This window comes from Blastococcus sp. SYSU DS0533 (genome assembly GCF_054050775.1).
In genome coordinates, this window is sequence record NZ_JBJGZZ010000018.1 from 13,170 (window position 1) to 24,875 (window position 11,706).

The 11,706-nt window shown below is 75.6% G+C and carries 5 protein-coding genes; 4 read left to right on the plus strand and 1 reads right to left on the minus strand.

From position 1 onward, the window contains the following. The first annotated feature begins 64 nt into the window (after positions 1-64). From ACI79W_RS17435 to ACI79W_RS17445, 3 genes are all read left to right on the plus strand, one after another. Positions 65-5,086, plus strand: a complete 5,022-nt coding sequence (locus tag ACI79W_RS17435) for an NAD-glutamate dehydrogenase (RefSeq protein WP_456563353.1) — start codon at positions 65-67, stop codon at positions 5,084-5,086. A 154-nt stretch (positions 5,087-5,240) separates the two neighbouring features. After that, on the plus strand, positions 5,241-7,100 hold the full coding sequence (locus ACI79W_RS17440; protein ID WP_456563354.1) for a glycoside hydrolase family 15 protein: 1,860 nt from the start codon (positions 5,241-5,243) through the stop codon (positions 7,098-7,100). Continuing rightward, a complete protein-coding gene (locus ACI79W_RS17445) occupies positions 7,097-8,500 on the plus strand; it encodes a glucose-6-phosphate dehydrogenase (RefSeq protein ID WP_456563355.1) in 1,404 nt (467 codons plus the stop codon). The genes ACI79W_RS17440 and ACI79W_RS17445 overlap by 4 nt, the downstream gene beginning before the upstream one ends. Positions 8,501-8,506: 6 nt before the next feature. On the opposite strand, the gene ACI79W_RS17450 is transcribed toward ACI79W_RS17445, so the two are convergent. Then, positions 8,507-9,925, minus strand: coding sequence for an amidase (locus ACI79W_RS17450; protein WP_456563356.1), 1,419 nt, complete (start codon positions 9,923-9,925; stop codon positions 8,507-8,509). Between the two features lie 63 nt (positions 9,926-9,988). Here ACI79W_RS17450 and ACI79W_RS17455 point away from each other — a divergent pair, with 63 nt between their 5' ends. Further along, complete coding sequence (locus ACI79W_RS17455; RefSeq protein WP_456563357.1) at positions 9,989-11,701, plus strand: DEAD/DEAH box helicase; 1,713 nt, start codon at positions 9,989-9,991, stop codon at positions 11,699-11,701. Positions 11,702-11,706 lie beyond the last annotated feature (5 nt).

The window sequence follows — 11,706 nt, forward strand, 5'->3', positions numbered from 1 at the left end:
GCACGGCGGCGCCCTCACCGCGTCGCCGTGACGGCGGTCTCAGGGGGCAGTAGCGTGGCCGGACATGGCCAGTGACACCGGCGTCGCCCCGGGGACCCCGGTGCGCGACCGGGACGGCGGCCCCCCGAGCGGCTCTCTCACCGAGCTCGCCGCCCTCGAGGCCGGCCGCGACGAGAAGGAGCAGCTGCTGCGGAAGGCGGCCGCGCTGGCCGCCACCGAGGCCGAGCGCGGCGCGGCGGCGCTCCCCCGGGGGTGCACCGCCGACGACGTCCCGGCGTTCTTCCGGCGCTACTACTGGAGCGAGCCCGCCGAGGAGGTCCTCGGCACCGACCCCGCCGATCTCGCCGCCCTGGCCCTGGGGCACCTGGCGCTGGCGGAGGTCCGCCCACCCGGCGCCGCGACGGTCGACGTGCAGGGCGTCCCGGGCGGCCGGGGGGCCGGGCGCACCGTGATCCGGCTGGTCACCGACGACATGCCCTACCTCGTCGACTCGGTGACAGCGGAGGTCACGCGGCAGGGGTTCGCCCTCGAGCACGTCGTGCACCCGGTGATCGTGCTCCGCCGCGACGTCCGTGGACGGGTGCTCGCCTTCTGCGACAGCGGGGACGCCGCGTCCTGCGGCGCCGACGCGCTCGCCGAGTCGTGGATGGCGATCGTGCTCGACGGCCCCCTCGACGCCGAGGCGGCCGGTGACCTGGTGGCCGGGCTCCGCACGGTCCTCGACGACGTCCGGGCGGTGCACGAGGACGGCGGCCGGATGCGGGCCCGCCTGCGGGAGCTCGCCGCTCAGCTGGAGGAGCGTGCCGGCGCCCCGGTCGCCGTCGAGGACGCCGCGGACGACCCGGTCGAGGCCGCCGCGCTGCTCCGCTGGCTGGCCGACGACAACTTCGTGCTCCTGGGTGCCCGCGAGGTGACCCTCTCCGAGGAAGCGGGCCACCCGGCGGTCCAGCCGGTGGCCGGCACCGGGCTGGGGGTGCTCCGCAGCGACACCGGCATGGGAGGGACCTCCGGCAGCACCCCCGAGACCGCCAGCGCGGCGGTCGACCACCTGCTCACCGTCACGAAGGCCGACAGCCGCTCGACGGTGCACCGGCGCGCCTGGCTGGACCTGGTGAGCGTCACCCTGCCCGACGGCCGGGACGGGCTCCGGCGGCAGTGCCGTTTCGTGGGCCTGTTCCCGACGTCGGCCTACACGACCAGCGTGCTCGACGTCCCGCTGGTGCGGCGCCGGGTCGCGGAGGTCGTCGCCCGCTCCGGCGTGCCGGCGGACAGCCACACCGGCAAGGAGCTGCTCGACGTCCTGGAGACCTACCCCCGCGACGAGCTCATGCAGGTCGGCGCCGACGAGCTGCTGCCGGTCGCGATGTCGGTGCTGCACCTGCAGGAACGGCGGCAGACCCGCCTGTTCCTGCGCCGGGACCCCACCGGCCGGTTCTGGTCGGCGCTCGTCTACCTCCCGCGCGACCGCTACACCACCGAGGTACGGGTGGCGATGCAGCAGCTGCTGCTGGAGCGGCTGGGCGGCACCAGCATCGAGTTCACGGCCCGCTCCACCGAGTCGGTGCTGGCCCGGCTGCACTTCGTCGTCCGGCCCCCGGTGGGGCGCCAGGGTGCCCAGCAGCGTGTCGACGTCGACGTCGAGGCCCTGCAGGCGGAGCTGGCCGCCGCGGCGCGCAGCTGGACCGACGAGCTCTCCGACGAGCTCGCCGCCCGGTTCGGCGCCGACGCCGAGAAGGTGTTCGCACGGGTCGCCGACGCCTTCCCCGCCGCCTACCAGGAGGACTTCCCCGCCCAGCGCGCCGTCGAGGACCTGGTGCGCCTGGACGCGCTGGCCCCGGGGGACCTGGCGCTGCGGCTGTGGACGCCCGCCCGGGCGGTTCAGGGGGAGCGGCGGCTCACCGTCTACCGGGTCGGCGAGCGGCTGCTGCTCTCGCGGATCCTGCCGATGCTGCAGAACATGGGCGTCGACGTCGTCGACGAGCGCCCGTACGAGATCGACCGCATCGGGTCGCCGCCCACCTGGATCTACGACTTCGGGGTCGCCGTCCCGCCGGTCGAGCTGCCGCTGCTGCGCTCGCTGCCGGAGCGCTTCACGGAGGCCGTGGGCGCCGTCTGGCGCGGTGAGGCCGAGGACGACGGCCTGGGCGCGCTGGTCGTGCTCGCCGGCCTGAACTGGCGGCAGGTGACCGTCGTCCGGGCCTACGTCCAGTGGCTGCGCCAGGCCGGGCTGCCGTTCAGCCAGGCCTACGTCGAGCAGACCCTGGCCGCCCACCCCGGCGTGGTCGCCCGGCTGGTGGCGCTGTTCGAGACCCGCTTCTCACCGGGACGGGTCACCGGCCGGGACGCCCGGCAGGCGGACCTCGTCGCGGCGCTGGAGCGCTCGATCGGCGAGGTGGCCTCCCTCGACGCCGACCGGGTCCTCAGCTCCCTGCTGGCCGCGGTGACCGCGACGCAGCGGACGACCTACTACGCGTCGACGGCGGACCGGCCCACCCCGCTGGCGCTCAAGCTCGCAACGGCCGAGGTCCCCGACCTGCCCGAGCCGCGCCCCGCGCACGAGGTCTGGGTCAGCTCGCCCCGGGTCATGGGCGTGCACCTGCGGTTCGGCAAGGTGGCCCGCGGCGGGCTCCGCTGGTCCGACCGGCGGGAGGACCTGCGCACCGAGGTGCTCGGCCTGGTCAAGGCGCAGATGGTCAAGAACACCGTCATCGTCCCCACCGGCGCCAAGGGCGGCTTCGTCGTCAAGCGCCCGCCGGCGGACTCCCCCACCCACCCCGCCTCCCGCGAGGAGGTGCTCGCCGAGGGCCAGGCCTGCTACCGGCTGTTCGTCGGCGCGCTGCTGTCGCTCACCGACAACCTGGTGGACGGCGAGGTCGTCCCGCCGGACAAGGTGGTGCGGCACGACGGCGAGGACAGCTACCTCGTCGTCGCCGCCGACAAGGGGACGGCGACCTTCTCCGACCTGGCCAACGAGGTGGCGCTGGAGCGCGGCTACTGGCTGGGCGACGCCTTCGCCTCGGGCGGCTCGGTCGGCTACGACCACAAGGCGATGGGCATCACCGCCCGCGGCGCCTGGGAGTCGGTGACCCGCTACTTCCGCGAGCTCGACGTCGACGTGCAGCGGGAGGACTTCACCGTCGCCGGCATCGGCGACATGTCCGGCGACGTCTTCGGCAACGGCATGCTGCTGAGCGAGCACATCCGCCTGGTGGCCGCGTTCGACCACCGGCACGTGTTCGTCGACCCCACCCCGGACGCGGCGACGTCGTTCGCCGAGCGCCGGCGCCTGTTCGAGCTGCCCCGCTCCTCGTGGGCCGACTACGACGCGTCGCTGATCAGCGAGGGCGGCGGCGTCTGGCCGCGGACGGCGAAGACCGTGCCGGTGTCGGAGCAGCTGCGGGTCGCCCTCGGGCTGCCCGGGGGCGTGACGGCGCTGAGCCCGGTGGAGCTGATCCGCGCGGTGCTCCTCGCGCCGGTCGACCTGCTGTTCAACGGCGGCATCGGCACCTACGTCAAGGCATCCGGCGAGAGCCACCTGGAGGTCGGGGACAAGGCCAACGACGCCGTGCGTGTCGACGGCCGGCAGCTGCGGGCACGGGTCGTGGGGGAGGGCGGCAACCTCGGGCTGACCCAGCGGGGCCGGGTCGAGTACGCGTTGGCCGGCGGCCGGGTGAACACCGACGCCATCGACAACTCGGCGGGCGTGGACACCTCCGACCACGAGGTCAACATCAAGATCGCGTTGAACCGGGTGGTCGACGAGGGGCGGATCGACGCCGAGGGGCGGGCGGCGCTCCTGGGTGAGATGGCCGACGACGTCGCCGCCGCCGTCCTCACGCACAACCACGCGCAGAACGCGACGCTCGCCGGCGAGGTCGCGGCCGCGCGCAGCCTGATGGACTCCCACGAGCGGTTCATCCGGTCGCTGGAGCGCTCGGGTCGGCTCAACCGCGCGGTCGAGGCGCTGCCCGACGACCGCGCGCTGGCCGAGCGCCGCCGCGACGGGCACGCGCTGACCAGCCCGGAGCTCTCGGTGCTGCTGGCCTACGCGAAGCTGCAGACCGGCGACGCGGTGCTGGCCTCCCCGCTGCCGGACGACCCGGCCCTGGAGGGGCTGCTCGTCGACTACTTCCCGGGCCCGCTCCGCAGCCGGTTCCCCGCAGCGGTCACCAGCCACCCGCTGCGCCGGGAGATCATCGGGACGGTGCTGACCAACCGCGCGGTGGACATCGCCGGCGTCACCGGGCTGTTCCGGCTGGCGGAGGAGACCGGGGTGCCGCTGCCGGTCGTCGTCCGGGCGCACGCGGTGGCCCGCGCGGTGTTCGGCGTCGACGGGATGTGGGACGCCGTCCGCCCGCTGGACAACCACGTGTCGGCCGCCGCGCAGGTGGAGGCGCGCACGGAGGCCACCCGGCTGGCCGAGCGGGCGGCGCGCTGGCTGCTGCGCCAGCCGGACCTCACCGCCGAGGACCCGCCCCCGCTGGCGGAGGTGGTCGACCGGTTCGCCCCCGCGGTCACCGCGGTGGAGGCGGGGCTCCCCGGCTGGCTGCTCGGCGGAGAGGCGGAGGCCTACGCCTCGCGGGCCGCCCGGCTGCAGGAGGCCGGCCTGCCCGCGGAGCTCGCCGCCCGTGTCGCGTCGGCGCCGCTGCTGCCGGCCGCGCTGGACCTGGCGGTGGTCGCCGAGCGGACCGGGGCCCCGGTCACCCTGGCCGGCCAGGTCATGCAGGGGCTCGCCGAGCGCCTGGGGCTCGTCGTCCTGCGCGAGCAGGTGATCGCCCTTCCCCGCGACCGGCGCTGGCCCTCGATGGCCCGCGCGTCGCTGCGGGACGACCTCGCGATGGAGCAGTCCTCGCTGACGGAGGACGTGCTGAGCCTGCGCAGCGGCGACGCCGAGGACGCCGATGCGCTCGTCGGCCGGTGGGCCGAGGGCTGGGACGCCGCGCAGCGGCGTGCGGCCGCCCAGCTGGCGGACATCACCGCCGGGGAGCGCCACGAGCTCGCCGAGCTGCTGGTCGCCGTCCGGACCCTCCGCGGGCTGCGCAAGCGCCGCCGGGCCCGGCGCCTGCCGCGGCCGGAGGGGACGTGACCGGAGGTGCTCTGCGCGCATCTGCGGCGGTCTTGCGCAGGACGTAGAGAGGTGTAGAAAGAGCGATTCACAGGACCGTCATGCGCGGCGGGGTTGCCGGGCCCCTGCGCGGGCAGGGTGCGAGGGACCGCTGCCCCCGACGCGAGGACCGCCCGTGCCGCTCCGCCCGCTCAGCCGCACCGACGGCTACCTGCCGATCGAGGACCACGGGCTCGTCGGGGACGGCGTCACCTGCGCGCTGGTCGCCCGGGACGGCTCGATCCCGTGGCTGTGCCTGCCGACGTTCGACGGCGAGCCGTTCGTGGCGGGGCTGCTGGACGCCCGGCGGGGCGGGACCTTCGCCGTCACCCCGGTCGGGCTCCGGGAGGCGGCGCAGCGCTACCTGCCCGACACCGGGGTGCTCGTCACCGAGCTGCACACCGCCGACGGCGTCCTCGAGCTCACCGACTGCCTGCCGCTGCGGTCGGGTGCGGACCTCGCCGAGCCGGTGCCGGCGGGACGCGGTGAGATCCTGCGGACCGCCCGGGTGCTGTCTGGCTCGGTGGAGGTGGACGTCCGGCTCGCGCCCAAGGACGGCGTGCAGGTGCGCTCGGAGCTCGAGGCCTGGCGGATCCGCTGGCCGGCCCGCCCCGACCTGGACCTGCTGCTGTGGTGCTCGCACCCGCTGACGCTCAGCGGTGACGGTGCGATCGCCGGCCGGGCACGGCTCGCGGCCGGTGAGCGGCTCACCGTCATCCTCCAGTGGTCGGGGCAGACCCACACCCGGGCACGACGGGACCCGCAGCGGCTCGTCGACCAGACCGTCGCCTCGTGGCGCGACTGGGCCGGCCGGCTGACCTACTCCGGCCCGCAGCCCGATCTGGTGCGGCGCTCCGCGCTGACGCTGAAGCTGCTCGACCACGTGCCCACCGGGGCGGTGATGGCCGCGGCCACCTCCTCGCTGCCCGAGGGGATCGGCGGCGAGCGCAACTGGGACTACCGCTACACCTGGGTGCGCGACGCCGCCTTCACCGGCTACGCGCTCAACCGCATCGGCATGGGCGAGGAGTCGCACGCCTTCCTGGCCTGGACGCTGCGCAACGTCGAGCGGCGGGGTGGCGTCGACATCATGTACGCCCTCGACGGGGAGCCCCCGGCGACGGAGTGGCTGGACGCCACGTTGGAGGGCTACCGCGGGTCCTCGCCGGTCCGCTGGGGGAACGGCGCGGCCCGGCAGGTGCAGAACGACGTCTACGGCGAACTGCTCGACGTCGCCTACCAGTGGGTGCGCGGGGGTGGCGAGGTGAGCGAGCCGCTGTGGATCTCGCTGCGGACGCTCGCCGAGCAGGCCATCGCGCAGTGGGGGACGCCGGACAACGGCATCTGGGAGATCCGCGACGCCGGGCGGCCGTTCACCTACTCGGTCGCGATGTGCCACGTCGCCGTCGACCGGGCGCTGCGGATCGCCGACCTGCTGGGGCTCCCGCACCCCCGGGAGCGCTGGCGGGCCGAGGCCGACCGGATCCACCGCACCCTGCTGGAGCAGGCGTGGGACCCCGACCGCGGCACCTTCACCGAGCACCTCACGCCGCCGGGTGGGGGTGACCGCGGCGGGCTGGACGGGTCGCTCCTGAGCCTGCCGCTGCGCCGGATCCTCCCCGCCGACGACCCCCGCATGGTGGCGACCACCGAGGCGGTGCGCTCCCACCTCGACGCCGGGGACGGGTTGCTCTACCGCTACCTGCACGAGGAGTCGCCCGACGGGCTGCAGGGCACCGAGGGCGCGTTCCTGCTCTGCAGCTTCTGGCTGGTCGACAACCTGGCCGGGCAGGGCCGCCTCGAGGAGGCGCACGAGCTGTACGACTCGCTGTGCGGCCGGGCCACCGGGCTCGGCCTGCTGGCCGAGGAGGTCGACCCGTCGACCGGGGCCTTCCTCGGCAACTTCCCGCAGGCGTTCAGCCACGTGGGCGTGATCACCAGCGGCTGGAACCTGGCCCGGGCCTCGGCCGCCGCGGACGGAGGTGCGCGGAGATGACCCGCTCGTTCGTGATCCTCGGCGGGACCGGGGACCTCACCGGCCGGCTGCTGCTGCCCGGGCTCGCCGAGCTCGTCGCCGCCGGCGTGCTCACCGACCCGGCCGGGCTGGTGGCGGTCAGCCGCGAGGGCTGGACCGACGAGGAGTACCGCGGCTGGGCTCGCAACCGGCTGGCCGAGCACGCGGCGCACGTGCCGGAGGAGGCCCGTGAGCGGCTCGTCGGCGGGCTGGGGTACCGGCAGGGCGACGTCACCGTCCCCGCCGACCTGCGAGCCGGCCTGGAGCGCGCGGGTGGCGTGCCGGTCGTCTACCTGGCGCTGCCGAACACCGTCTTCCTGCCCACGCTGGAGGCGCTGACCGAGGTGGAGCTGCCCGAGGGCGCGGTCGTCGCCGTCGAGAAGCCCTTCGGCCGCAACCTGGCGGACGCCCGGAAGCTCAACGAGGTGCTGCACCGGCTGGTGCCGGAGGAGCAGGTGTTCCGCACCGACCACTTCCTGGCCCTGCAGACGGTGCTGAACATCCTGGGGCTGCGGTTCGCGAACCGGGTGTTCGAGCCGGTCTGGAACGCCCAGCACGTCGAGCAGGTGGAGATCGTCTTCGACGAGACCCTCGGGCTGGAGGGGCGGGCGGGCTACTACGACACCGCGGGCGCGCTGCGGGACATGCTGCAGAACCACCTGCTGCAGGTGCTGGCCGTGGTGGCCATGGAGCCGCCGGCCGCCCTGGACGCGCGCAGCCTCGCCGCCCGCAAGGCCGACGTGCTGCGCGCCGTCCGCTCGCCGGATGACCCGCGCCGGGAGACCGTCCGCGCCCGCTACACCGCGGGCCGGGTGGGGGAGCGGGAGCTACCCGACTACACCTCGGAACCGGGCGTGCACGCCGACCGCGGCACCGAGACCTACGCCGCGTACACGGTGCAGGTCGACAACTGGCGGTGGGCGGGCGTGCCCTTCCGGCTCCGCTCGGGCAAGGCACTGGGCGCCGACCGGCACGAGATCGTGCTCCGCTTCCGGCCGGTGCCGCACCTGGCGTTCGGGCGGGACGAGGGGGAGGGGCAGCCCGAGCCGGACCTGCTGCGGCTGCGGCTGGACCCCGACGCGATCAGCCTCGAGGTGAACCTCAACGGCGCGGGCGACCCGTTCGACCTGAAGCGCCGGACGCTGGCCGCGGAGCTGCCGCCGCCGGCCCTGTCGGCCTACGGGCTGCTGCTGAAGGGCCTGCTCGCCGGCGAGTCGGCGCTGGGGATCAGCGACGTCGAGGCCGAGGAGTCGTGGCGGATCGTCGAGCCGGTCCTCGCGGCGTGGGCCGCGGACGAGGTGCCGCTGCAGGAGTACCCCGCCGGCTCCGCCGGCCCCGAGCCCCGTCTGCGGGGATCTAGCGGTGACGCTAGAGAGCGGTAGACCGGTTCAGAGAGGCGGACGGCGGTCGCCGAAGCGGGTGGCCTGCTCGAAGGCGTGGCCCACCTCGAGGACCAGCCGGTCGGCCCGCGGCGCACCGATGACCTGCAGCCCCACCGGCAGCCCGTCCCCGGTGAAGCCGCCCGGTACCGACAGCGCGGGGCAGCCGGTCGCCGAGATGACCGTGCACGAGCGCATCCACTCCAGGTAGTTCGCCTGGTGGACGCCGGCGATCTCGGTCGGGTACTCGATGTCCACCGGGAAGGGGAGCACCTGCGTGGTGGGCGCGAGCAGCACGTCGTACCGCTCGAAGAAGGCGACCACCCGCTCGTACAGCCGGGTGTGCAGCTGCTCGGCGCGGGCCAGGTCGGCGCCGGTGAGCTTCGCGCCGAGCTCCGCGTTCCAGCGGATCGACGCCTTCACCTGGTCGGGGTGCCGACGGGCCAGCTCGCTGAACGCCGCGTCGAACAGCCACGCCCGCAGCGTCCCGAACACCTCGTCCGCGCCGGACAGGTCGGGGCAGGCCTCCTCCACCGACGCGCCCAGCGACTCGAGCACGGCGACCGACGGGGCGAGGACGGCGGTGACCGCCGGGTCGACGGTCACCTGCCCGCCGAGGTCGGGCGCCCAGGCCACGCGGAGACCGTCGAGGCGTTCGGGCAGGGGAGCGGCGAAGGCGGAGGGGTCGTCCGAGAGCGAGATCGGCACGCGCGCGTCCGGCCCGGCGATCACGGACAGCTGCAGCGCCACGTCCGCGACCGTGCGCCCCATCGGGCCCTGCACCGACAGCTGCGACCACGCCATCGGCGCGGGCCACGTGGGCACCCGGCCGGGCGTGGGCCGCAACCCGACGACGTTGCAGAAGGCGGCCGGGTTCCGCAGCGACCCGCCCATGTCGCTGCCCTCGGCGATCGGCACGAACCCCGCCGCGAGCGCGGCCGCCGCCCCACCGCTGGACCCGCCCGCGGAGAGCCCGTGCCGGTAGGGGTTGTGGGTCGCGCCGAACACCGGGTTGAAGGTGTGCGAGCCGGCCGCGAACTCCGGCACGTTCGTCTTGCCCACGCGGATCGCCCCGGCGCCGACCAGCCGCGCCACCACGAGCTCGTCGGCGTCCGGGACGGTGCCGGCGTGCAGTGGCGAGCCCCAGGTCGTGCGCATGCCGCCCGTGGCGTGGGTGTCCTTGTGCGCGACCGGGAGCCCGTGCAGGGGACCGAGCGGCCGGCCGGCGGCCTGCGCGGCGTCGGCGGCGTCCGCAGCCGCCCGGGCGCCCTCGGCGTCCAGGGTGACGACGGCGTTGACCTGCGGGTCCAGCCGCTCGATGCGGCGCAGGTGCGCCTCCAGCAGCTCGCGCGCGGACACCTCGCGGCCGCGGACCAGCGCGGCGAGCTCGGTCGCGGGGCGGGTGCAGAGGTCGTCGTCGGCGGTCACCCGGGCAGCCTGCCAGAAACCCGGCCGCGCGTCGTCGCCGACCGGGGGGAACGATGGGCGGCGATGACCGAGGAACACGCACCCGCCGGCGACCCCACCTCCGAGGGCTCCACCTTCGACGAGCTGGGCCTGCGCCCGGAGCTGCTGCGGGCGCTGGCCGCCCTCGGCTACGAGGAGCCCACCCCCATCCAGCAGGAGGCGATCCCGCCGCTGGCCGAGGGGCGTGACCTGCTCGGGCAGGCCGCCACCGGTACCGGCAAGACCGCCGCCTTCTCGCTGCCCGTGCTCCAGCGGATGCCGGCCCACCGCGACGGCCGCGCCCCGGTCGCGCTGGTCCTCGTGCCCACCCGCGAGCTCGCCGTCCAGGTGTCGGAGGCGCTGCACCGCTACGGCCGCGACCTCGGTGCACGAGTGCTGCCGGTCTACGGCGGCGCCCCGATCGTGCGGCAGCTCCGCTCGCTGGAGTCGGGCGTGGACGTCGTCGTCGCCACCCCCGGCCGCGCCCTCGACCTGCTCAACCGCGGTGCGCTGCGCCTCGACGAGGTCGCCACCGTGGTGCTCGACGAGGCCGACGAGATGCTCGACATGGGCTTCGCCGAGGACCTGGAGGCGCTCCTCGAGGCGACGCCCGAGGAGCGGCAGACGGTGCTGTTCTCGGCGACCATGCCGCGCCGGCTCGACGCGCTGGCGCGACGCCACCTCTCGGACCCGGTGCGGATCACCATCGCCCGCGAGCGGGCGGCGCCCGGCACCGCCCCCCGCATCCGGCAGACCGCCTACGTGGTGCCCCGGGGCGCCAAATCGGCCGCGCTGGGCCGGATCCTCGACGTCGAGGCGCCGGCCGCGGCGATCGTCTTCTGCCGCACCCGCGAGGAGGTCGACTCGCTCACCGAGACCCTCAACGGTCGCGGCTACCGCGCCGAAGCCCTGCACGGCGGCATGAGCCAGGAGCAGCGCGACCGGGTGATGGGGCGGCTCCGCGGGGGGACGGCGGAGCTGCTGGTGGCCACCGACGTCGCGGCGCGGGGGCTGGACGTCGAGCAGCTCACCCACGTCGTCAACTACGACGTCCCGTCGGCGCCGGAGTCCTACGTGCACCGCATCGGCCGGGTGGGCCGGGCCGGCCGCGAGGGGGTGGCGATCACCCTCGCCGAGCCGCGGGAGCACCGGATGCTCAAGACCATCGAGCGGGTCGCGGGGGCGCCGATCGCGGTGGAGAAGGTGCCCACGGTCGCCGACCTCCGGGCCCGCCGGCTCGACCTCACGCGGGCCGCGCTGCGGGAGAGCCTGCTCACCGACGACCTGGACCGCTTCCGCGTCGTCGTCGAGACCCTCACCGACGAGTTCGACCTCGTCGAGGTCGCGCTCGCGGCGGTGAAGCTCGCGCACGAGGCGACCGGCCCCGTGGACGACGACGAGGAGATCCCGCAGGTCTCCTTCCGCCCCGAGCGCGACGGCGGGCGGGCCGGCGGCGGGCGCGACGGCGGGCGGCGCGACGACCGTCCCGGCCGGCCCGCGGGCCGCCCCGGCGGCGGTCCGGCCGCTCGGCTGTTCGTGGGGGTGGGCCGGGACGCCGGCATCCGCCCGGGCGACCTGGTCGGCGCCATCACGGGTGAGACGGGGCTGACCGGGCGCGACGTGGGCTCGATCGAGATCCACCAGCGGTTCGCGCTCGTCGAGGTGCCCGAGGCCGCCGCCGACGAGGTGGTGCAGGCGCTGCGGGCCACGATGATCAAGGGGCGCAAGGCCCAGGTGCGGCGCGACCGCGGTCGCTGACCGGC

Excerpts from the sequence above, each read along its gene's own strand:
- ACI79W_RS17435 (WP_456563353.1), top strand. The coding sequence starts at position 65 with ATGGCCAGTGACACCGGCGTCGCCCCGGGGACCCCGGTGCGCGACCGG.
- ACI79W_RS17445 (WP_456563355.1), top strand. The coding sequence starts at position 7,097 with ATGACCCGCTCGTTCGTGATCCTCGGCGGGACCGGGGACCTCACCGGC.
- ACI79W_RS17455 (WP_456563357.1), top strand. The coding sequence starts at position 9,989 with ATGACCGAGGAACACGCACCCGCCGGCGACCCCACCTCCGAGGGCTCC.